The 23193-nt window shown below is 41.9% G+C and carries 24 protein-coding genes and 2 pseudogenes; 11 read left to right on the forward strand and 15 right to left on the reverse strand.

The annotated features are described in order from the left end of the window. Positions 1-7 precede the first annotated feature (7 nt). Positions 8-868, forward strand: coding sequence for a metallophosphoesterase (locus tag A3I9_RS0108480; RefSeq protein ID WP_026217404.1), 861 nt, complete (start codon positions 8-10; stop codon positions 866-868). Positions 869-1006: 138 nt separating this feature from the next. Here the strand turns inward: A3I9_RS0108480 and A3I9_RS0108485 are convergent, their stop codons facing one another. Beyond that, on the reverse strand, positions 1007-1723 hold the full coding sequence (locus A3I9_RS0108485; protein ID WP_018378618.1) for a YebC/PmpR family DNA-binding transcriptional regulator: 717 nt from the start codon (positions 1721-1723) through the stop codon (positions 1007-1009). A 192-nt stretch (positions 1724-1915) separates the two neighbouring features. Between A3I9_RS0108485 and A3I9_RS0108490 the strand changes: the two genes are divergently transcribed. From A3I9_RS0108490 to A3I9_RS12725, 3 genes and pseudogenes are all read left to right on the forward strand, one after another. Beyond that, entirely contained in the window at positions 1916-2227 is a 312-nt protein-coding gene (locus tag A3I9_RS0108490) for a PadR family transcriptional regulator (RefSeq protein ID WP_018378619.1), read from the forward strand. A gap of 11 nt (positions 2228-2238) precedes the next feature. Beyond that, positions 2239-2865 (forward strand): DUF2812 domain-containing protein, encoded by a 627-nt coding sequence (locus A3I9_RS12720; RefSeq protein ID WP_018378620.1) that lies wholly within the window; start codon positions 2239-2241, stop codon positions 2863-2865. 93 nt (positions 2866-2958) lie between these two features. Further along, a pseudogene (locus A3I9_RS12725) lies at positions 2959-3926 on the forward strand (aldo/keto reductase). 48 nt (positions 3927-3974) lie between these two features. Here the strand turns inward: A3I9_RS12725 and A3I9_RS12730 are convergent. The 8 genes and pseudogenes from A3I9_RS12730 to dhaS form a co-directional block, all read right to left on the reverse strand. Continuing rightward, positions 3975-4634: pseudogene (locus A3I9_RS12730) on the reverse strand (aldo/keto reductase); the annotation flags it as partial. Further along, positions 4598-4858, reverse strand: coding sequence for a DUF3592 domain-containing protein (locus A3I9_RS13610; RefSeq protein WP_018378622.1), 261 nt, complete (start codon positions 4856-4858; stop codon positions 4598-4600). The pseudogene A3I9_RS12730 and the gene A3I9_RS13610, both read right to left, overlap by 37 nt. A 295-nt stretch (positions 4859-5153) precedes the next feature. After that, the gene (locus A3I9_RS0108515; protein WP_018378624.1) at positions 5154-5564 is read right to left on the reverse strand and encodes a peptide deformylase; all 411 of its coding nucleotides are present in this window, start codon (positions 5562-5564) and stop codon (positions 5154-5156) included. 13 nt (positions 5565-5577) lie between these two features. Beyond that, on the reverse strand, positions 5578-6195 hold the full coding sequence (locus A3I9_RS0108520; RefSeq protein ID WP_018378625.1) for a CPBP family intramembrane glutamic endopeptidase: 618 nt from the start codon (positions 6193-6195) through the stop codon (positions 5578-5580). A gap of 126 nt (positions 6196-6321) precedes the next feature. Continuing rightward, positions 6322-7845, reverse strand: a complete 1524-nt coding sequence (locus A3I9_RS13050; RefSeq protein WP_018378626.1) for a hypothetical protein — start codon at positions 7843-7845, stop codon at positions 6322-6324. A 111-nt stretch (positions 7846-7956) separates the two neighbouring features. Then, positions 7957-10050, reverse strand: a complete 2094-nt coding sequence (locus tag A3I9_RS0108530) for an ATP-dependent Clp protease ATP-binding subunit (protein WP_018378627.1) — start codon at positions 10048-10050, stop codon at positions 7957-7959. A 296-nt stretch (positions 10051-10346) separates the two neighbouring features. Continuing rightward, positions 10347-11333, reverse strand: a complete 987-nt coding sequence (gene dhaQ / locus A3I9_RS0108540; RefSeq protein ID WP_026217405.1) for a DhaKLM operon coactivator DhaQ — start codon at positions 11331-11333, stop codon at positions 10347-10349. Between the two features lie 10 nt (positions 11334-11343). Then, positions 11344-11883 carry a dihydroxyacetone kinase transcriptional activator DhaS gene (gene dhaS / locus A3I9_RS0108545; RefSeq protein ID WP_018378630.1) on the reverse strand — a complete coding sequence of 180 codons (540 nt, stop codon included), beginning with the start codon at positions 11881-11883 and terminating at the stop codon, positions 11344-11346. 163 nt (positions 11884-12046) lie between these two features. Between dhaS and dhaK the strand changes: the two genes are divergently transcribed. From dhaK to A3I9_RS0108565, 4 genes are read left to right on the forward strand one after another with little or no spacing between them, the layout of a single operon-like run. Next, complete coding sequence (gene dhaK, locus A3I9_RS0108550; protein WP_018378631.1) at positions 12047-13039, forward strand: dihydroxyacetone kinase subunit DhaK; 993 nt, start codon at positions 12047-12049, stop codon at positions 13037-13039. Positions 13040-13049: 10 nt separating this feature from the next. After that, a complete protein-coding gene (gene dhaL / locus A3I9_RS0108555) occupies positions 13050-13628 on the forward strand; it encodes a dihydroxyacetone kinase subunit DhaL (RefSeq protein ID WP_018378632.1) in 579 nt (192 codons plus the stop codon). After that, positions 13629-14003: a dihydroxyacetone kinase phosphoryl donor subunit DhaM gene (gene dhaM / locus A3I9_RS0108560; protein ID WP_018378633.1), complete on the forward strand. Its 375-nt coding sequence runs from the start codon at positions 13629-13631 to the stop codon at positions 14001-14003. 12 nt (positions 14004-14015) lie between these two features. Further along, positions 14016-14729, forward strand: a complete 714-nt coding sequence (locus A3I9_RS0108565; protein WP_018378634.1) for an MIP/aquaporin family protein — start codon at positions 14016-14018, stop codon at positions 14727-14729. A 59-nt stretch (positions 14730-14788) separates the two neighbouring features. Here the strand turns inward: A3I9_RS0108565 and A3I9_RS0108570 are convergent, their stop codons facing one another. Genes A3I9_RS0108570 through A3I9_RS12740 form a run of 3 tightly spaced genes read right to left on the reverse strand, consistent with a single transcriptional unit; the run spans position 14789 to position 16946 of the window. Continuing rightward, positions 14789-15487 (reverse strand): ion transporter, encoded by a 699-nt coding sequence (locus A3I9_RS0108570; RefSeq protein ID WP_018378635.1) that lies wholly within the window; start codon positions 15485-15487, stop codon positions 14789-14791. Further along, positions 15484-16575, reverse strand: a complete 1092-nt coding sequence (locus A3I9_RS0108575; protein ID WP_018378636.1) for a nucleotidyltransferase — start codon at positions 16573-16575, stop codon at positions 15484-15486. Before A3I9_RS0108575 ends, A3I9_RS0108570 begins: the two co-directional genes overlap by 4 nt. Before the next feature lie 17 nt (positions 16576-16592). Further along, complete coding sequence (locus tag A3I9_RS12740; RefSeq protein ID WP_018378637.1) at positions 16593-16946, reverse strand: helix-turn-helix domain-containing protein; 354 nt, start codon at positions 16944-16946, stop codon at positions 16593-16595. Positions 16947-17364: 418 nt separating this feature from the next. Between A3I9_RS12740 and A3I9_RS13870 the strand changes: the two genes are divergently transcribed. After that, on the forward strand, positions 17365-17451 hold the full coding sequence (locus A3I9_RS13870) for a putative holin-like toxin (RefSeq protein WP_169333658.1): 87 nt from the start codon (positions 17365-17367) through the stop codon (positions 17449-17451). A gap of 265 nt (positions 17452-17716) precedes the next feature. Here the strand turns inward: A3I9_RS13870 and A3I9_RS0108590 are convergent, their stop codons facing one another. Continuing rightward, positions 17717-18928: a carbohydrate-binding domain-containing protein gene (locus A3I9_RS0108590; RefSeq protein ID WP_018378638.1), complete on the reverse strand. Its 1212-nt coding sequence runs from the start codon at positions 18926-18928 to the stop codon at positions 17717-17719. A gap of 176 nt (positions 18929-19104) precedes the next feature. On the opposite strand from A3I9_RS0108590, the gene A3I9_RS0108595 reads away from it, so the two are divergent. Beyond that, the gene (locus A3I9_RS0108595; protein ID WP_018378639.1) at positions 19105-19872 is read left to right on the forward strand and encodes a polyphosphate polymerase domain-containing protein; all 768 of its coding nucleotides are present in this window, start codon (positions 19105-19107) and stop codon (positions 19870-19872) included. Next, positions 19865-20548 (forward strand): DUF4956 domain-containing protein, encoded by a 684-nt coding sequence (locus A3I9_RS0108600; protein ID WP_018378640.1) that lies wholly within the window; start codon positions 19865-19867, stop codon positions 20546-20548. Before A3I9_RS0108595 ends, A3I9_RS0108600 begins: the two co-directional genes overlap by 8 nt. A 191-nt stretch (positions 20549-20739) precedes the next feature. On the opposite strand, the gene A3I9_RS0108605 is transcribed toward A3I9_RS0108600, so the two are convergent. Beyond that, positions 20740-21750: a bifunctional glycosyltransferase family 2/GtrA family protein gene (locus A3I9_RS0108605; RefSeq protein WP_018378641.1), complete on the reverse strand. Its 1011-nt coding sequence runs from the start codon at positions 21748-21750 to the stop codon at positions 20740-20742. A gap of 406 nt (positions 21751-22156) precedes the next feature. Then, positions 22157-23083 (reverse strand): phosphodiester glycosidase family protein, encoded by a 927-nt coding sequence (locus A3I9_RS0108615; protein WP_018378643.1) that lies wholly within the window; start codon positions 23081-23083, stop codon positions 22157-22159. Positions 23084-23193 lie beyond the last annotated feature (110 nt).

Below are 23193 nucleotides of genomic sequence, written 5' to 3' on the forward strand. Positions count from 1 at the left end.
TAGTCTCATGAAAATACTAGCTATCATGAGTGATCTCCACATTGATTTGAATGCTTTTGGCGAGTGGGAGATGAGCACTCTTATCCAAACCTTACATGAAAAAAAGGTGACCCACCTCCATCTGGCTGGGGATATTTCCAATCATCACAAGAGCATCTCAGAACCCTTTTTAGAAACCCTGCGCCAGCATTTCACTGTGACCTACAATCTTGGGAATCATGATATGCTGGATTTGACGGAAGAAGAGATTGAAACACAGGATTTCCAGCTCCATCAAATTGGCAATCGGCAACTCCTTGCCTTTCATGGTTGGTACGATTATTCCTTTGTCAATGAAGATGAGAAAACTATTCTCAAGCGCAAGCAACTCTGGTTTGATCGACGGATTGACCGTCCACTCCCTGACCCTGAAATTTGTCAAAACACCCTCAAGCGCCTCGAAGAAGTATTACAAAAGTTGGACACAACCCCCCTCATCCTTGCCATGCATTTTGTGCCCCACCAGCACTTCACCATGTGGCACGAGAAATTTGCCCCCTTCAACGCCTTTCTCGGCAGTCAAGCCTTCCACCAACTCTTTGTCAAATATGGCGTTCAAGATGTCGTCTTTGGCCACGCCCACCGTTCCTTTGGGACAGTCGAGCTAGATACGGTTCGCTACCACTCACGTCCACTTGGCTACATTCGCGAATGGGATCTGACCATCAACTTCGTCCAAGACCACCCCGAACTCAACCCCACAGGCACCTGGAACCTCTCCAAACGCTACAACCTCGTCAAAACCAATCCCCACTATCAAGCATACAAAAAAGAGAAGTTCAAAACCGAACTCCTCAATTCTATGAGTCTGTTTGAATGTGACAAGTAAAAGAAATGTTAATTATACCTATGGTTTTGCGATTCAATTTTCCCACCTTATTCACCCAATCCTATAAGTAGGTAAGAATTTATTCTTTTACCTACTTTTCTGTTGCAAAAAACCAGCCTTTGGGCTGGTTTCATCAATTTAAAATCCTTCTACGTTGGTGTAGATTTTTTGAACATCTTCATCATCTTCTAGTGCATCGTAGAGTTTTTCAAAGATGGCAAGGTCATCCCCTTCCAAAACAACTTCTGATTGGGGAATCATTTCTAATTCCGTTACTTGGAAATCAGTTGTACCAGTCTCTTGAAGGGCTAAAATAGCCTTGTGCAAGTCAGTTGGCGCAGTATAAACAGTTACTGTGCCTTCTTCTGCTTCCACATCTTCTACATCAACATCTGCTTCTAAGAGTTGCTCAAAGACACTATCTGCATCCTCTCCAGCAAAGACAATCACTCCCTTATTGTCAAAGAGATAGGAAACCGAACCACTAGCGCCCATGTTCCCACCATTTTTACCAAAGGCAGCACGGACATTGGCAGCAGTCCGATTCACATTTGATGTTAAGGTATCAACGATAAGCATGGAGCCACTTGGTCCAAACCCTTCGTAACGACCTTCCACGAAAGTCTCATCTGTGTTTCCTTTGGCTTTATCAATCGCCTTGTCAATGATGTGCTTTGGTACCTGTGCTTGCTTAGCACGGTCGATAACAAATTTCAAAGCAGAGTTTGTCTCTGGATCTGGATCACCTTTCTTCGCAGCTGCATAAATCTCTACACCGAATTTGGCATACACTTTTGAGTTGGCACCGTCTTTAGCGGTTTTCTTGGCTACAATATTGGCCCATTTACGTCCCATGGGGATCACCTCTTTTGTTTTCTTTTTTGAAAATAGCAGAGCTACTTTCCAGCATGGATTATTATACCACAAAGTCCGTTTTTTGAGAAGACTAGCCTAATTCCATTATACAGTTGACTTATATAGTCAAACGATATATAATAAAACTATACATTTAAACGATATATATTTTAAAATATGGAGGTGATTTTTTTGAAACGTCATAAAGCCTTACCCCTGACCGAAACAACTTATTATATCCTGCTGACGCTTTTAACGCCCGCTCATGGCTATGCCATCATGCAACAAGTAGAAGAACTAAGCGAGGGAGAAGTGCGGATCGCAGCAGGCACTATGTATGGTGCTATTGAGAATCTTCTAAAAGCCGGTTGGATTGTGAATATCCCAAGTGAAGATCCACGACGCAAAGTTTATCACATCACGGACAGTGGGAAAGAAATCTTACAACTAGAAACCAAACGCATCCAAAAACTCAGTAAAGTAGCTGAAAAACTAGATTTTTGAGGAGATACATCATGAAAAAACGGAAAAATTTTACAACGATTGTGGAGATGGAAAACTGGATTAACGCCATTCAAAGCCAAGGTTATCAGCTAATAGCCTTTAACGAGTTTTTTAGCTCCTATACGTTCAAACCACGAACAGATGAGTTTATTCCAACTGTTCGTATTGACTACCGTCCCAATCTTGCCAAAGAAGATTACGCAGATTACATCACCCTTTTTACGGATAATGGCTGGAAATTGCTCTATGTCAGTTCGGATGATTTTTACTTCTTCCAACAGACACCTGAAGCGACCGATGCTGTCATCTTCTCTGATGATGATTCCAAAGAGGCTTTAGCCAAGCGCCAATATCAGCGAACGATGAGTAGCTTTTGGACACTCCTTGCAGTTTCTCTTTTTTGGTTAACACATTTTATCAACTCTCCACAGGGTTTCTGGGGCTTTTTAGACATAAAATCTCTCTATCTCACTCCATCACTCTGGGACATGACAGGTACCCGTTTTTGGTTCTCCTTCATCTTTGAAAGCTTATTTGTTTTGACATTTCGAACGCCTTTCCTATTTTTCCTCACGCTAGGTAGCGCCGCCTATTACCTCTATAGCGCCCAAAAACAGAAAAAACAATTTGAAAACTAGGATAACCATAGCTAGCAGATACTAGCTAGCTTCTCCATGTTCAGTCAACTGATTCGTTGGCAGAACAACTATCATACAAAGGAATTTCTCACAATGATCACACCGAAACAACTCGGTCAAACTGACCTCTATCTCTCCCCAATCGGACTTGGTACCTGGCAATTTAGCAACAGCCATGGAACCTGGAAAACCGTGACAGACGACCTTGTCTATCAGATTATGAAAACTACACTAACACAGGGTGTGAACTGGATAGACACCGCCGAAATCTATGGCAATGGGATTTCTGAATCATTTGTCGGCCGTACCTTGAATCGTCTAGAAGATGAGAAGGTACTAGAAAAAGGAAGCACAATGATTGCGGACAAGTGGTGGCCTGCCTTTCGCTTTGCTTCTTCTATCTCTCGTACCATCAACCAGCGTCTAGCTTACCTAGAACGACCCGTGATTGACCTCTATCAGATTCATCGACCAAACTCCCTTTCTTCTCTTCAAAAGCAAATCGAGGAAATGGCCAAATTAGTGGAGGCAGGCCTCATCCGCCATGTCGGCGTCAGCAATTTTTCAGCTAAAGAGATGGAGCTGGCGCACAACTACCTCAAGGAGTATGGGTTGACACTGGCTTCTAACCAAGTCAAATACAATCTCCTTGACCGCAGTCCAGAAACCAATGGCGTCTTAGAAACCGCACAAAGACTTGGAATTTCCATCATTGCCTACTCTCCACTCCAACAAGGACTTCTTACTGGACGTTTTCACAGCGATAAGACAGCCTACAAACAAGTGTCCCTCTCGCGCCGCTTATCTTCACACATCCATCCACGCTATCTAGAGAAAACACGACCACTGATGCAGTGCATTCAAGAACTAGCAACTGCCTATGATTGCACTCCTGCGCACATCGCGCTTAATTGGCTCATTTCTCATCCAAAGGCGTCCATTTTTGCCATCCCTGGGGCAAGTAGCGTCAAGCAAGGCGAAAGCAATGTCAAGCCATGCAATTTCAGCTTTCACAAGAAGATTGGGAAACACTCAGTCAAATTTCTGCTAATCTATCCTAACCTTATCAAGCAAAAAACGCTTAGCAAGAGCTAGGCGTTTTCAGTTAGTTATGGCAAATATTTTCCAGAAGCGAGATAAAGTTCATACCAATCATGGTGAGATAGGGTAATCTTGCTTGCTTCTGCTGCTTCTTGGATATGGGCAGGGCTCATACTGCCAATAATCACTTGCATCTTAGCAGGGTGGCGCAAAATCCACGCTAGGGCAATGGCTGCCTTTGTCACGCCCTCACGTTTGGCAAATTTATCCAATACTGCATTCAATTCTGGGAATTTTGGATTGTCCACAAAGGTTCCTTGGAAGAAACCATATTGAAGCGGTGACCAAGCCTGAATCGTAATATCATGCAAGCGACAGTAATCCAAGATGCTTCCATCACGATTGATGGACATATCTGTTTCTTTATTGTTCATATAGAGTGCTTGGTCAATCAACTGGGATTGTTCCAATGATAGTTGCAGTTGGTTGAAGACAAGTGGTTGTTTTACATATTTCTTCAACAATTCAATTTGTAGTGGCATCACATTGCTGACACCGAAGTAACGAACCTTTCCACTCTCTTCTAACTCATCAAAGGCTGCTGCAACCTCCTCTGGTTCAAATAAAACATCTGGACGATGAAGCAAGAGAGAATCTACATAATCTGTCTGCAAACGTTCCAAACTTTCTTCTACACTTGCCAAGATATTTTCCTTGGTCCAATCAAATTCATTCCGCTCAAAATCAGAAACCACATTGAGAAAACAGCCCATTTAGCAGATGGATCTAAGGGACGTTCGACATAGGCATACTTGGGAGTGCGAGGATTATAGTAGACCATGACAGTACTTCCGACTGGAAATAAGTCTAACAATGGTGACTTTGTAATGGAAATAAAGGAATTAGCCACCGTAGAAAATGTTAAAATCTGAGGGAGATGTTCCCTCGTCATCCCATGTGCATCCACTTGAGAATTCGGATGAGAAAAGGGTGACCGAGTCGTGGTTTGTACACTCCCTTGAAATTTCGGTCCCACCACTCGATAAATCTTACCATTAACAGGATAGACAACAATGGGTAGTACTGCACAAAGGAAAAATCAACAACTTCACCTATGACTTTTTCTGTACAATCACTATCTTTACGAAATCGCTGAAACACCAAGAAGTAAGATAAAACAAACATAGACACTGCAAAAAAATAAGCAGTAACAGCCCCAAAATACATTCCAATGCATTCAGTTTCTCCTAAATTAACATCCCTTCCAAATGATCCAATTCATGCTGGATAATTTGAGCGGTAAATCCAGTAAAGGTCATGGTCTGCTCCTGCCAAGCATCATTGAAAAAGTGAACTGCAATTTCTTGATAACGAGTAGTTTCACGCGTACCTGTCAATGACAAACACCCCTCCTCCGTCTGATAAGAACTAGATTTGCTGAGAAGGACAGGATTATACATCACCAAGTCCAGCACGCCCAAATTCACAATAATAATCCGTTTTCTGACCCCAATCATATTGGCTGCTAGACCAACACAACTATCTTTATGGGCCAGCAGGGTATCCTGTAAATCCTTACCGATAGGCAAGTCAGCCTGAGTAGCAGGTAAGGATTTTTGTTGCAAAAACAACATATCTTTCACAATAGGACGAATCATAGTGTCCTCCCTCTTAGTTGATCAAGGCTAGCAAATTAGCCACTATATGAACCAGTATACTATCTGTTACAGATTTCTTACGGTAGTAAGCCAGACCAAATACCAGGCCACCACCGATGTAAATTACAGCTTCTCCCACCGTTGCAACACCATGTAGGAAGCCAAAGATGATCGCACTGACAATAAGGCCTACAATCTGATGCTTTGGAAAAAGTATCCGAGGGATAATCCCTCGAAAAATAATCTCTTCTACAACAGGAGAAGTAATAACTCTACTAAAGACATCATAAAAAATCGGTATCTGACGACTAATGCTGTCAATTAAGGCACTGTTATCCGTCACTATTTTCCCTTGCATCGCCATCAACCAATGACCTATGTCGCCAATTGCACGCAACATCATATAGAAAAGAAGAACATAGGCTAACCTTTTCCAAAAAAACAAGGGCTCTTCATCGGCAAAAAATCCCTGTTTCTTGGCATACCAGATAGCTAATATAAGAGCAACTCCCTCTACTAAAGAAGCCACAACTACCTCAACTATACTTGGTTTATCCAGCACAAAACTGGCCCCCATTCCAAACATCAATAGCAAACCGATTCCTGATAAAAATCCTAGTAATTTTTTCAAACTAAATCTCCTATTTTTAAATGACATCTATCTATTTTAAATTGTTTTTGTACCCGATTCAATAAGAAAACAAGACTATTTTCTACATGGATGACGAATATCAATGAAACAGGGGAAAGCACTTTATTACTGGGTAGGAATCATTTCTTTATGGACCTCATTTAAGGTCATAACGAGAGTATGTAAAGCACGGATGGTTGGTTGTAGTTTATCTAACTGCCCGCTAGCATCGGTCATGATGGCAATGATATAAGGACCGCTCTTAGCATAGACAATACCTCCATCACTAGCTGATTGAAACTCCCAATCACCAATCCAGCCTGCCTTACTCCGCGTACGGTACTGCCCACCTAAAGCTGATTTTATGGGAGATAAATTCGGATTTTCATACCAGAGCCCCACTTGCTGACCTTGTCTATCATTTGTAAAATAAGTATAGTTTCTCTGCCATAACTTGAACAATTCCCGACTGCTATAGTAAGGGTAGAGATCCTTGCCGATATCCGAACGGACACCTGCTTCTGCTAGCCATTGGCGCCATGTTCCAAAGCCATATCGATTGGCGAGATATTCGTAACCTTCATTGCTCGAATAACTCAATACTTGTCGCATAATTGTTCCCGATTGCGCAATTGAGACAGGATTTTTCGCTGCAAGGCTAGCCACATAAGGGCCTTTAACAGTGCTAGCTGCGTAAAAACGCTGATCTGCATTGTATTCTACACCACGTTTTGTATGAACATCCATCATCACAAAGCCCATCTGATACCCTTGAGCCTTAATTTGTTTAATGGCCTTTACAACATCTTGTTTTGCATTCCCAGAAAGGTGGTAACCTCCTAGTCCCTTGACCTGCGCTGCAATGGCCTCATCTGCAGCAAACTGAGTCCGAATCGGCTGTCCTTTTCGCTCCCCATGAAAAACATTCCCTTCTTGCGTCCATCCATGACGCGGTAACACACTGTATTCATACTCATCTGTCGTCCAGTGATGTAAACCACGCAATCGATAATTGTAGACACGATAGATTTTCACGGTACCGCCTGAATAAAAAACTGGACGACCGTTATTATCTGATTTCCAGCCATGGCGACTGGTTAGTACCTTCACTTCATTTGTGTCACTTGTATACAAGTGATTCATCAGGCCTGCATTATAGAGTCGATAGACTGGTTTTCCTTCACCCGGAGCATACCAAGCAATTCCTTCATAGCCCCAGCCACGCTGCTGGTAAAGTACATCTTTTTCATTTCGGTCTGTCGTGTACAGATGCTCACCTGTAATAGGGTGATAAAGGCGATAAATTGGTTTTGCTTCAGGTTTTGGATCCTGAGGAGGAGCTGGTATGGTACTTTTTGTCGTCGTTGGTGTCGTAACGGTTGTCTGACTGATTGTAGTAGACGTTTGGTGATTTGTGCTCGTGTCGGTAGAAGTCATAGGCAAACTGGAAGTTCCCTCACTTGTCAAACGACTAGTCGTTGATTGACGGCTCGTCGTAGGAACTTCAGCAATAGCTGTATGGATAGTTGACTGTTGAGTGCTACTAGTCATATCCTCATGGTCCACCGCTAAAACATGCGTCGGTAAAATCAATCCTCCCAGAGCGATCGTCAGTATCATTCCCCACTTGGTAGCAATATTCTTTTTCATCAGCATTCTCCTTTTTGCTTTAAACACCCCCAATTGTATCACTCTCAATTGCAAATGTAAACGCAAGGAATCACAAAAAAAGCTGTGGAATCACCCACAGCCTTTTCTATTTTAGGCGACTTCAGAAATCACCATCTCGCCATCTACGACATCTGCTTGTAGATTTTTGGCATCCAAGTGTTCCAAGTAGAAATCGGTCACCTTGTCACGAATCTGGCTTTCAATCACACGACGGAGTGGACGAGCCCCCATCGCCTTGTCATAGCCTTTTTCCATGAGAAAATCTTTCGCTTCTTTGGTCACGTCCAAGTGAATGCCTTTCTTACCAAGGGTCACATTGACCTGTGCTAACATCAAGTCCACGATTTCCAGCAAGTCTTCCTTGGTCAAATGGTGAAATTCAATGACCGCGTTGAAGCGATTGAGGAATTCTGGACGGAAGTATGGAGCGATACGGTCCATAATGTCCACTTTCTCATCGTCTTCATCAGCCGTTTCATAACCAAAGCCAGTATTGGAAGTAGCAATGATAACCGTATTTTTGAAGTTTACCGTGTTGCCCTGACCATCTGTCAAATGCCCATCGTCCAAGACTTGGAGCAGAAGCGTCATAACTTGCGGGTCCGCCTTTTCAATCTCATCAAAGAGGACAATTGAGTAGGGATTGCGACGCACGCGCTCCGTCAAAGTATGCGAATTATCATCATAGCCCACATAACCAGCCGTTGTCCCAATCAACTTAGACACCGCAGTTCGGTCGCTGTATTCTGACATATCGAGACGAATGACGGCTTCTTTATTACCAAACATATCCAACGCTAACTGCTTGGCCAACTCGGTCTTTCCGACACCCGTTGGTCCGACAAAGAGGAAGGAACCAATCGGACGATTGCCCTCATCAAAGCCTGCACGATTTCGACGAATGGCTTTAGACACAGCCTCAACGGCTTCATCTTGACCAATGACCTTCGCTTCCAAGCGCTCTTTCATGCCCTTGAGGCGTTCAATGTCAGAAGCTCCCATTTGCGATACTGGAATCCCTGTCATCCGCTCCACCGCTTCGGCCACATCATTGACTGTCGCGACAGCCTTCTGTCCCTCGGTATAGTTGTCAATCTTCTCCTGCAACTTGTCGATGCGAACCTTCTCATTTAAAGCGGTCTCGTAATCTTCCTTGTCTGCTGCCGCCTGTTGCAATTGCTTGGCTTGCAGAATCTCAGCTTCCAAAGCCTTGATGTCTGTCACAGGATGTTGGGCTGCCAAGTGGGCTGCCGTCACATCGACCAAGTCAATAGCCTTATCTGGCAAGCTCCGTTGCGGAATGTATTGCACAGAATAATCCACTGCAGCCTTCAACATCTCATCAGGAAGACTGATATTGTGATGGGCTTCGTACAAGGGCTTAATGCCTTTCAAAATCGCAAAGGTATCTTCAGCTGATGGAGCGTTGACCTTAACCTCATTGAAACGACGAGCCAGCGCTGCATTTTTCAAAATGGTATTGCGGTATTCATCTTGGGTTGTTGCCCCAATCACCGTCAAATCCCCACGAGAAAGAGCAGGTTTCAAAATATCTGCCAAGCCCTTGGAGCCAGAATCCCCACCAGTCGAGCCAGCTCCCAAAATTTGATGAATTTCATCAAAGAAGAGAATCACATTGCCCGCTTCTTGGACTTCTTTCACCAAATGTTGCACATTTTCTTCAAAGGCACCACGGTACTGCGTCCCTGCTTCAAGACCTGAAATATCAATCGAAATCAGCTCCTTGTTCTTAATCGCAGCAGGAACATCTCCGTTGACAATGGCCTGTGCCAATCCTTCGACAACAGCAGTCTTTCCGACACCCGCATCTCCCACCAGAACAGGATTGTTCTTGGTACGACGAGCCAAAATTTCAGCTGTTTCTTGAATTTCCTTGTTCCGTCCGATGACTGGATCCAACTTGCCTTGACGAGCTTCTTCTGTTAGATTTCGACCTAACTTGGCCAAAATTCCGTCCTGCTTCATTTGTCCTTCTGCCTGTGGAGGAATAGCTTGCGCTCCTTCAGTTTGTGGCAACTGACCTGTCTGACGATAAATGGCAAATTCCTCTGGTGTCACTTCTCGACCGTTAATCATGTAGCGACGATTTTCAGAACGATAGCCACCCATATTGCCCATTAATTGATTAAATAAATCATCCATATTGTTAAAATTGTTGTTCATGTTTGTACTCCTATTTCTTGTTTGACCTAAACTGACCTTTTTGTTAAAAAAATATGGTCACTACTCTTAAAACAGGTTCAGGCTCCGATTGCAAAAGCTGACGTTCCCTGACCAATTTCTTAAAAAAATAATCCATGATTTCCAACCTCCTCTATCGCAACCTACATGGGATTTCTTATCCCTATGACTGTATTATATACCTTTGGTCAGTAAAGGTCAATAGGTTTGTTTGACTTTTTTTGACCATCAGAAAAAAAACATCCGGTGAAGCGAATGTTTTTCACTACTTATTTTTCTTACCAACCAAATGCATCTGTCGGAGCTTGTAGATATTGGAGCCATTTTTTATCCTGCAAACGGCAGAGCGTAATGGACAAACCAGCCATGTCCAAGCTAGTAATCAAGTGCCCTGTTTTTGCAAATACAATTTTCAAGTCATCTAGCGCTAAAAAATTAAGAACATCATTTGTAAAAATCAATTCTTCCATTTTAGACGTCGCCCCGAGATTATTGACAAGTAACACGAAAGCTTCCCCATCCTGCCATTTCAATTTAAGCTTAAGCTTATTAATCAATTCATTGACCAAAATCTCTGACGATTCAAACGGAACCGTCCGATACCCAGGTTCTCCATGAATCCCAATTCCAAACGAAATATTCCCTGGCTCCAATTGAAACATCGGATGATCATCTCCTAAAATCGTCGCTGGCTTTGTAGCAAACCCTAAGGTCGCCATGGAGGTTGCAACTGCCAAGCCCAACGCTTCTAACTCGTCTAATGTTGCTCCCTGATAAGCAGCTTGTCCCACGATTTTATGAAGTAAGACAGTCCCTGCAACCCCGCGATGGCGCAATCTAAAGTTAGATGTCTCTACAGAAATATCATCATGTGACACGACATATTTGACTGGAATCCCTTCCGCACGCGCCGCATAAATCGCCTGCGAAAACTCACGTAAATCCGCCTCAAAATTCTTGACAATCACAAAGACACCCTTGCCACGATTTAAAAAACGAATAACTTCTAAAATATCCGCCGCACACGGTGGCACAAAAATGGGACCACTAATAGCAGCTGTCAGCATGCCTTGCCCTACATAGCCAAAATGTGCTGGCTCATGTCCGCTACCACCACCTGATAAGATTGGAATCTGGTGCTCAGAGACTTGGCTGTCAAAGATAGCTGCTAACTGTCCAATCTGTTTCAAATGTGGATGAACCTGAGTAATCGCGTCAACACTTTCCAATACAAAATCCATCCCCTTATTACATACCTGTACCATAATTCTTACCCTAATAATTCTTTAATGATGTTGTAATTAGCTGTACGATAGCTTCTCCATCCAACTGACAAGAAGTCGTTGAACCAGTCAACAGATGCTTGATTAGATTAGCCAAAGCCAAACTATGATAGGTTAAAAATAATTCTCGCTCTGTTGCTGATTCAAATGTCCTGATGTGATAATCTTCAATTAACTTATCAATCAACTGCTGACAATACCCTTCAAAATACGACGAAAAATCATTTTGATCTTCAATCTCAAATAATTTTCTGTAAAATTCTCGATTAGACTGAAAAAAGTGCAACAACTCTGTCAACAATTGTCGCCCAGAAATATAATCCAGATTGTCCGTTACTTGCTCATGTAATTCCGTCTGAAAAATCCATTCCAACAATTCATATTTATCGAGGAAATGATTATAGAAGGTCTGACGTCGTATCCCAGCCTCTTCCATTATAACACTGACGGAAATCTTATCAAAAGGCAGCGTGACAAATATTTTTTTAAAAGCCTTCGCAATCCTTTTTTTTGTAATCAATGAGGAGACCATCTCTTCCTCCTATGCTATACTAAGTGATTTGCTATAGTCAGTCTATCATGTTTTCTATCAATTGAAAACTCTCTCCATGCGGACAAATCTTCTTTTTTGTCCCTTCCCGAAAAATTTGCAAGGTTTTATAATGAAAATGAAAAAACAAAAAGGAGTTTCACTCATGAAAAAAATCATCAATAACCCAACAGACGTCCTTCCTGAAATGCTTGACGGACTGGCCTTTGTCCACAGTGACTTGGTCCATCGCGTAGAAGGTTTTGACATTATTGCACGTAATGCTGAAAAAACAGGGAAAGTCGGTATTATCTCTGGTGGAGGAAGCGGTCACGAACCTTCTCACGCAGGATTTGTTGGAGACGGTATGCTCTCAGCAGCCATCTGTGGTGCTGTCTTCACCTCACCAACTCCTGACCAAGTGTTAGAAGCTATCAAAGAAGCAGACGAAGGCGCTGGGGTCTTCATGGTCATTAAAAATTATTCGGGTGATGTCATGAACTTTGAGATGGCGCAAGATTTGGCAGAGATGGAAGGAATTCAAGTAGCCAGTGTTATCGTAGATGATGACATCGCTGTAGAAGACAGTCTCTACACTCAAGGAAAACGTGGGGTAGCAGGTACTATTTTTGTTCACAAGATTCTTGGAGAAATGGCACGTGCTGGTAAATCTCTTGAAGAAATCAAAGCCGTTGCGGATGAATTGGTACAAAACATTCATACCGTAGGGCTTGCCCTTAGCGGTGCCACTGTCCCTGAAGTTGGGAAACCTGGCTTCATTCTTGAAGAAGATGAAATCGAATTTGGTATCGGTATCCACGGCGAACCAGGTTATCGCAAAGAAAAAATGCAAAGTTCAAAAGAGTTAGCCAAGGAATTGGTGGAAAAATTGACTGATTCATTCGATGCCAAAGCAGGAGACAAATTCGGTATTCTCATCAATGGTATGGGGGCTACACCACTTATGGAACAATATGTCTTTGCCAACGATGTAGCGGAGCTTTTAGATCAAAAAGGCTTAGCCATCACTTACAAAAAATTAGGCAACTACATGACTTCTATTGACATGGCCGGTTTGTCATTGACCTTAATTAAACTGGAAAACGAGGACTGGCGTGCTGCCCTTGAAAGCCCAGTTACAACTATCGCTTGGGGATAAGGAGAAGAAAATGGATGTAACAACTGCACAAGCTTGGATGACTGCCTTTCATGCAAAAATCCAAGAACACAAAGATTATTTATCCGAACTCGATACGCCAATCGGTGACGGCGATCACGGGGGCAATATGGCGCGTGGCATGTCCGCCGTCATGGAAAATTTGGAAGCCAATGAATTTGCTAGCGCAGCAGATGTCCTTAAAATGGTCTCCATGCAACTTTTGAGCAAAGTCGGTGGTGCCTCTGGTCCTCTCTACGGCTCAGCTTTTATGGGCATGACAAAGGCAGAGCAGGCTGGCGCCGATTTAGCAGACACCGTTGCTGCTGGCCTTGACATGATTCAAAAGCGAGGAAAAGCGGAGCGCAATGAAAAAACAATGGTGGACGTCTGGTCGGGTGTTGTGATTGCCTTGAAGGACAGAAACCTATCTGAAGAAATCATTGATGAATTAGTTGAGGCCACAAAAGAGATGAAAGCTACAAAAGGCCGCGCTTCCTATGTCGGTGAACGGTCAATTGGGCATATTGACCCAGGTTCCTTCTCATCTGGCTTGCTCTTCAAAGCCCTGCTTGAAGTCGGAGGTGTCTAAATGTCAGATATTGGAATTGTGGTCGTTTCACATTCAAAACATATTGCCCAAGGCGTGATCGATTTGGTTTCCGAAGTTGCAAGAGACATTTCTATCACCTACGTCGGTGGGACTGAAGACGGCGGTATCGGCACTTCATTTGACCAAGTACAGGCGGTAGTGGAACAAAATGACAAAGATACTTTGCTCGCATTCTTCGATCTCGGATCAGCCAAAATGAATTTAGAATTAGTCGCTGATTTCTCAGATAAGGACATCATCATTAATTCCGTACCGATTGTAGAAGGTGCTTACACCGCTGCTGCTCTCTTGCAAGCTGGCGCTGATCTAGATAGTATCCAAACACAATTATCGGAATTAACAATCAATAAATAAAGGAGATTACCCATGACTCAATTTTTAGGTGAATTTATTGGAACCTTCATTTTGGTTCTACTTGGAGACGGTGTTGTTGCCGGAAATATCCTCAGCAAAACCAAAGAAGAAGGAACAGGATGGACAGCCATTGTCTTTGGATGGGGGATTGCCTGTACAGTAGCCGTCTATATTTCAGGACTGTTTAGCCCTGCTCATCTGAACCCTGCTGTCACACTAGCAATGGCAGCTATCGGAGCCCTCTCTTGGAACTTAGTTGTCCCATTCATTCTCGCTCAAATGCTAGGAGCCATGCTGGCTGCTGTTGTCCTATGGTTACATTATTTCCCACATTGGAAAGAAACCAAAGATCAAGGCTTGATTCTTGCGAGCTTCTCAACAGGACCAGCCATCCGTCATACAGCTTCAAACTTCCTTGGTGAAGCACTTGGCACAGCTATCCTCGTGATGACCATCCTTGCCATTGGTCCAAATAAAGTTGCTGCTGGCTTAGGTCCAATTATTGTCGGATTAGTCATCTTTGCTGTCGGCTTCTCACTTGGCCCAACAACAGGCTATGCCATCAACCCATCGCGTGACCTTGGTCCACGTATCATGCACGCCCTCCTTCCAATCGAAAATAAAGGAGATTCTGACTGGTCTTATGCCTGGATTCCAGTAGCTGGACCAATCGTCGGTGGCATCATCGGAGCCATTTGCTACAATATCGCCTTAGGATTACTATAAGATACGACATTATGATAAAAGAGCTGTCGCATGACAGCTCTTTTGGTATGTTTAAGAAATCAATGATTTTTCATAATCTCATTCATATAACCAGCTGTAATAATACCAGCAGGTAAAGCAACAATGGCAATTCCTAGTACGGACGAGACCATTGTAATTAATTTTCCCAATGTTGATACAGCAAAGATATCCCCATAGCCAACTGTAGTAAGAGAAATTGTTGCCCAATATAATGCATCAAAAAAAGTATCAAATGTTGTCGGTTCAACAGTAAACATTAACAAGGCCGTGAAAAGAATGTAGCCCGTTGCTAGCACTATGACTAATAACAGAGCCTCTCTCTGTTTCTTCATCACATTGGTCAAAATCGCAATATTTTTTGAATAGCGAACAATCTTAAATAGTCGCAACAAGCGCCCCATTCTAACTACTTTTAATAACTTTAAACTATTACTCAGTACAAAGAATGTTGGTAAAATACACAGTAAGTCCACTATTGCCATAATAGTCAATGGATAGAAGAAAAACGACGCTTTTCCCCTCCCTAACTTGAGATCAGATGTTATCCATCGTAAGATGTAATCCATACAAAACAGAGCTGTTGTAACATATTCAAACACTGTAAACACTAATAAGTGTTCTTTAAACATCAACGGCACAATACTAAGAAATATCGTTACCAACATCAAAAGATTGTAAGATTTCGAAATCAGACTATCCGATTTATTTTCTAAAATGCTAAATACATTTTCTCTCATTCAATCCCCCTCATCGGCACCCGCCCCCAGGTCTGCTCTGCAATTCTCATGTCTCCCAGCTGGTAGATGGCATCTGCTTGCTGCGTGAGTGCATCCCATGGTTCTGCGCCGATTCGAGCGACGATTTCCACAGACTTTTTCACCGTTTTGAGGTGTTCGCGTCCTTTGTTGGTAAATCCGAGGACATGGACGGCTTCTGGCAGCGGTTTTTCCACAGCATTGACCAAGATATAAGTCAATAATCGTCGCACGCGCGCCTTGGTATAGCGTTTGGTCGCAACAGCGTCCACAAGGTCTTCTACCGTCGCTACGCTCCGAATAGAGAAGCGGATACGATTAGCTAGTTCTTCATTGACTTGGAAAATCTGTGTTAAATCTGGATTTGTTAAAATTTGGTATTTCAACAATTGAAAATAATCCTCCCAAGATACCTGTGGAGAATTGAGGATCAAGTCACTACTTGGTACTGACTTTTCCACAAAAGCTTGGTCAGAAAGATGCTTACGGATGGCAGTTGCCGAGGCAATCTCTATTTTTTCTTCCGAGTGAAAGCCTGCTCCGATACGCTGAATGGGCTGTAATCGAATATTCTTTCCAGCGCAGGCTTTTGCGTAAGCTAAACCAAGAATGTGATTGGGGGTATCTCCTGAAAAGTCAATCCCTGCAAAGGTTTCCCACATCTTTTGCGTTTTTTGCGGGTAGGACAAGTCATCTGGGAGCGTTTGGATAAAAGCCTCCATCTGCTCTGCCATTTCCTCATAAACACCTGAAAAACGCTGATAATCAAGAACTTCCTCCGTGCCAAATGCCAGTGTGTCGATGCCAAGACGATGCAAAATGTCAACTGCGCCCTGGGCGAAATGGTCGGCGGACTGGACGGAGACGAGGAAGGGGAGCTCCACCACGAGGTCAGCCCCATGCGCCAGCGCCATCTGCGCCCGCGTCCACTTGTCAATGAGGGCAGGCTCCCCCCGCTGCATGAAATTCCCACTCATGGCAACAATCTTCACCCCTTCTGCCTGCGCCAAAAGGTGCTTGTGTCCATTGTGGAAAGGGTTAAATTCGGCAATGATGCCTGTTGTGGTCATATGTGGTTCCTTTCTAATCAGTTTTGGGCAAGGAAATAGGACTTGCCTTTCGTTGAGCCCGATACCCTCAGTAATCCCTTTTGAGCAAAACCTGAAAGGTAGCGTCTTGCTGTAGCAGGACTTACACCCAATAGCTCTTGCAAGTCTTTACTAGTCATACTTGGTGAATGAGCAAGATAATCCCCTATAACTTTAAACACTTCCTGTTCTTTTTCGCTCATTATTTCGCTCACATCTTTGAGCGAATTAGTGAGCGAATAATCTTGTAAAGTTTCTAAAATAGCGTCTAACATAAACTCGATAAAGATAGTGTCATCGTTCTGATGAATGCTGAGCGATAGGCTATCATAGTAGGCTTGCTGACGCTTCACTAAACCCTTCTAGTTTTTGTAATTGACTATGTGAAATCTCATCGTTTTTTTGTAGGTAGGTTCGCACTTGCTCAAAAACTTCGATTTCCTTATCGCTCATTTTATCGCTCAAAATAGTGAGCGATAATTCTTAATCTAATTTCATTATACCACAAAAAGCCCTTGGTTTAGGGCTTTCCACTTGGTTTACAACAGACAACTAGTTTATCAGTTATCATCTTCTGAATAAGAAAATCATGTCACATTTATATCTGATTTTGATTAAGATGGGGGTGTCTATGCCTATTAACTATCCCACAATTTTCTCAAAATTTCCGAATAAATAGATATAAGAAAGTTCCAAAAGGAGCGGGACGGAAATCCAATTTGAAGGGGCTGATGCTTATGGCTAAACCTACTAACTTAAGGAGATCCTGTCATGGCTGTTGCAGAGGCGTTACAGCTGATGTTAGAGTTTGGTCTATTGATTCTAGCCATTCTGACTTTTAACGATCGAAAAAAGTAAAACAGTAAAACCGCTACCTATCCAACTTTGCACGGTTTGATATAGCGGTTTTACTGTTATTATCTATCCGTCCCGTCTTTAAAACGGTCCTATGTCGGAGTTGGGTAGGCGCCCAACTCCTTTTGTATGTTTAGAATAACAAAGATAGTGTCAGTTGTCAAATGAAATTCAACTTTCTCAATCGTATCCAAATCACTCAAAAGGCATGTCACTATTTTCTAGCTACCTACCTTTCATAACTGTTGTTGATTAAATCTAGTTATTCCTATCTTCTTCCAAATCCACCTCCTTGGCCTGGCCCTGTTGCAACAATTTCACTTTGCTCCTCACCATTCACTATGATCGTACCTCCAGTATATGAAACCTGGCCATCAAAATCAAAAGCAGACTGTGCTGTAATATCTAATGTACCTCCCGTTACTGTAAGGTCCCCATTTGAATCAATCGCATCAGTGTCTCCCTGACCAACTTCTACCTTAATATCTCCTCCGTTTATGATAATGAAAATTTCACTAGCGGATGCTGAAGCATTGGCCGCATTGATACCATCATCTGTTGCATAAACATCAATTGTTCCGTCATTAATGGTAATAGATTTTCCTCCAATAGCTTCTGTTGATTGGGATACAGTGTAATTTCCGCTATCAATCACAAGATTTCCAGAAGCATGAATCGCATCATCTCCAGCAGAGATGGTCATCGTGTTATTAGCAAGATACATATTACCAACGCTAAGATCCTCATCATTGTCTACTTTCACAGCATCCTCAGTTGCCGTAATCGTCATCGTTGTATCTTTAATATTAAGTTCATCATTTACATTAAAGGCATCGCCAGCAGCTGTGATGTCAAATGTTCCTCCTGTAATGTGCAGGGTATCATTTGCCTTGATGCCATTATTACGCTTTCCTTCGACAGTCAATCGGCCACTGCCATTAATGGTTAAATCAACTTTTGAAAACAAGGCCGCATCCGCATCTTCATCATTATTTGAGGTTGAATCTGCCAACTGATTCTGACTACCTTCTGCTAAAGTAACCGTAACATGTTTGGCAGATGTTACTGAAATAGGAGCTCCACTAGCAGACATGGTCGCATTATCTAGGACCAGTTGCACATTGTCACTATCACCTGCCGTAACAACAACTTGGACACCTTCTGATTCTCCAGAAATGACATAAGTCCCTGCTTTTGAAATGGTGACAGTTGACCCCGCTACATCGACTCCCTCACCTGATACTGTAGCTGTTGCATTAGCCAATTGGATCTTTGTAGCACTTGCTTCATCATAAGTTGCTACTTGATCTTGTTCTGTAAAATAAGAAGAATTTTCTGAGGTTAATTTATTTTGAGTTGGGCTACTTGTCGTTGTTGAGGTTTTCTCTGAATTTTGTGCAGATGCCGATGAACAACCAGCTAATAAGGCTAGGGTTGTTAGGCTGGTAAATACTAATTTGTGTGATTTTTTGAATAACATACTATTTCCTCGTGTTCATTTGATGCCTCTACTATAACGGAGTAGTCTAAAACCATTCTGAAAATTTTCCTAAAGAATCCTTAAAGCAATTTGAGACCTAGCTGATTTTTAAAAATCTTTTAGTTTTCTCCTTTAAAATACCCTTCATATCTTATTTTAAAAGGAGAATTAAGTTTATGTCACAGACCCTTCAAACAACATTCAAGCGCATTGAGACCAAATATATCATTGAAAAAGAGAACCTAGCTACTTTAATGGCGGATTTAAAACACTATCTCACAGAAGATGATCATCCAACCTCTACCATCACAAATATCTACTTTGATACAGAAAACTTTGATGTCATTAAGGACGCCTTGGCTGGCAGAAATCTACGTGAAAAAATTCGGATGCGCAGCTATCTCTCTCATCCAACCTCTGATAGTCAAGCCTTTTTAGAAGTCAAACAAAAGGATGCTCAAGGAGTTGGTCATAAATTTCGCATTATTTCTACACCTGCAGCCATCACAAATTTATTGACAACTGGCACAATCTGCTCGAATCTGAAAAATAGCGACTATGTAAATGACATCTTAACCCTTAGAAAACGCTATGACGAGCTGATTCCACGTATCTTTATTTCTTATGACCGTTTCTCACTTAAACAGAAAAAAGATATCGAAGACAAGGTTCGTATCACATTTGACCAAAACCTTTGCTATCGTGACTACCAAGTTACCAATTACCAAAGCAAAGAATCAGAACCACTAATGCCTGATAATCAACTGATTATGGAGATTAAAGCTGCTGAAGACAAGCCAGCTTGGTTACAGGAAATCTTGGACAAACATAAGCTGACCCAGATTAAATTTTCCAAATATACTGCTGCTTACCATAAATCTCAAAACATTCCTTACTCTCCACGACCTGCCTTGGTTAAAGAAAGGGGGTTGGCGCATGCCTAATATTTTTGACAGTGTCTTTCAAACAACAACGACATCCGTAAATCCCTTGCTTCTTTTACTAGCCTTGGTGATTAGCCTTGTCCTTGGACTAGCTTTATCGTGGGTTTATCGCTACCGAACACTTTATACCAAAGAATTTGCTACGACACTCACGTTACTACCAAGTTTAATCGCTTTTATGATTTTTCTTGTCAATGGAAGTCTCGGTACAGGTATTGCAGTAGCAGGAGTATTCTCACTCATTCGCTTTCGTTCCGCTACCAGTGGTTCAAGAGAACTGCTTGCTATCTTTATGGCAATGATAATTGGGCTTTCCGTTGGTTCAGGTTTTCTTCTCCTTGCTCTTTTAATCACTATCTTTCTACTCACTATTTGGTTTTTTCTTGATAGAAGACTAGCTAGACATACCTTACCTTCAAGTCGTTATTTACGTATGACTTATCACTACTACACAGATACTCAGGAGATAATCAATCATATTTTTCAAGATTTTTGTCACCATTACCAGTTAGTCAGCCTAAAGAGCAATCAAGAACAACATGCTTTGACAGTGGATTATGAAATTCATCTCAACAGCCCTGTTGATGATTTTGAATTAATTCAAAGCCTTAAAACAAAACTCCATGTTTCTGATATCAGCTTATCTACAAAAGCTAAAAAGAAAAAGAATCTTTAAAACGTCCCCTTCAATTTATCGGAGGGGTTTTATCTTGCCTTGACCGTCGTCCGAAATGATTGACAGTGATAATTCTGAGAGACAGGTTATAGAGGTGTTTAATCGCTAAACCAGTCTGCCCTAGCTATCATGTCATATCACAGACAAAAAGCTTGCGATAGTCATATATCACAAGCTTTCTATACTATTTCTCAAACGAACACTAAGGTGTGCTGCATGCGGTAACTGAGAATAAATAAAATGACTTCTGTAACGATTTTAGCAATGACTAATCCTATCCCTACACTAATAAGACTTTGGATCAAAACATAATTACAAGCCAGCAAAAATAAGGCTAATAATCCATATCTCGCTAATCGTCTAAAAGAGTTACTTGTTCGATGAAATACATGATTGGCATTCAAATAAAACTGAGTTAGAGCACTTAAAATCCTCGCAACAATGATGGAAAGTAGCAGATTTTTCGTCCATAACATCATGATGAGGAGTAAAACCATATCAACAACAGCAGCCGTCAGTGCAATTCCTGAAAATTTAAGGAAAGGTGTATAAATTCTAATAGAATCCACAATTGGACGAAAATGTGAACGACTATTTTCTTCAATGTACACTGTCTCAATAGGTACTTCTATTAGTTCCACATTGCCTCCCTTGGCTTCTAGTAACATCTTAAATTCATACTCAAAACGATCTCCTTCTAACTGCAACAACCAAGGTAGTAGCTGACTCGGAAATGCCCTCAGACCAGTTTGAGTATCCGTGATAGCCTGACCTGTTACTAGACGAAATAAACCTGCTGTCACTGTATTTCCAAACCGGCTTCTAAAAGGTACTTGACCCACAAAAGCCCTAGCACCTAGAATAATAACTCTTTCTTCCACATTGACCGCATTAGCTACCTTCACCATATCAGATACAAGATGTTGACCATCACTATCAATTGTCACAATCATATCATCTGCTCTGCCATGTTCTACAAGATACGAAAAGGCTGTCTTAAGTGCGGCGCCCTTTCCCTTGTTATGTGAATGACTTAGTACGATAGCACCGAGGTCTGAAACTTGGTCAAAATAATCATCATATTCGACAGAAGAGCCATCGTTAATAACCAGTATTTCACCTTGTGGCAACTGCTCTCTTACTTCTTTGACAACCTTGACCAACCTGTCATCTGGTTCATAACTTGGAATAATGACTTTCATAACTACCTTCTTTCTATTTGTGATAACTGACGATTTAGACTATTTGGGGGACTTGCCCATCCATCCACTAAGGAAACTTGCCCCCAGGAACAATGCTCCAACAATCCAGTAAGGTTGCTCCAAACTAGTACTTCGACCCGAAATTTCAATAATACCCTTTATAAGACAACCACTGACCAATATCGCGATAGCTGAATTAAAAAGTACATAGGACAAACGATAACGTAACCAAGTTTCTTGGAGCACTGCTAAAAGAAAAACAAGTGCTCCGACCAGAGGGATGAGAAACATCCCCCGCATATACCATGAGCTTTCTCCATAGCTAAATTGTTCATAAACATATGTGAACAAGATAAGGAAAAGAGATAATCCCAAGTAACTGAAAGTCCCTTTTTTTAATGTTTTTTTAGTAACCGATGTAAACAATATCACTCACCGCCCTTTCTTTGATTGTATTCCCATTCGTTGTTGGGTTATTGACAACCTGACCATTAAAGTACATCGTTGAAGAACCACCGCCATCCAGATTATAAGCTGTTGTCACACCATAAGACTGCATCACCTCTGCCAACTCGTTAAGAGTTAGCCCTGAAGACTCACTTGTTCGACCATCTGATACGACGACAATATAGTGGAGACTGCCGTCACTTTCTTCAACGATACCAATTGCTGTTCGCGGATTATCAGACATAGCCCGTCCTACCTCATCAGTCGTTGAAACGGCTATCTCACCATCTGAAACCAAAGTTGGTCCAAATGCAAAGGTCTGAACTACACCAGCCTCTACTAATTCCTGAGCACTCGTATCACTTTCGGAAATCGTACCAAAATGACCATCTTCATAAACAACCAAATCCTCATCATCTGAACTACGCTGTGAATCGCGGTATAAAGTTCCATTTTTTATCACATATCCAGTACTATTTGCTCCATAATAATCTCCATTGATAGCAAATATGGCTCCAACTCCTTCTGCTTGTGACGACGTTGTCTCAGTAACATTGGTCCCATAGGTATTTTGAGCCAGTGCCGTTTTTAGGTACGAAGCATCACTCAATCGAATATCTGCCACATAAACTGTTGTCTCATTGACACGTTTCGTCTCAATTTCTACAGATATATGATCATCTGAATAACTTGTTTCAGTTTGAGTTACTTGACCAGTGGAATTCGATTGTGTAGCAATTGTATTTGTTATCTTAGACTGAGAGGAAACCTCAACGGAAGACATCGCTTCAGGAATCACAAATGTCTTAGCCAGTACATAAGTATTTGCACCTAGTAAAACTGTTGTAAATAAAATAGTATAAGCATGTTTTTTTAGTATTTTCATATGCCACCTGCTTTCCAATATGCTAGTAGAGGTATTCTACCTTCTAAATCTAAAGTAATTCTAAAAATTTCTGAACCTTTTCTTAAACAAGCCTGTTTGAAAGTACAAGA

Origin of the sequence: Streptococcus ovis DSM 16829, from assembly GCF_000380125.1 — a bacterium.
GTDB classification, from domain to species: Bacteria; Bacillota; Bacilli; order Lactobacillales; family Streptococcaceae; genus Streptococcus; species Streptococcus ovis.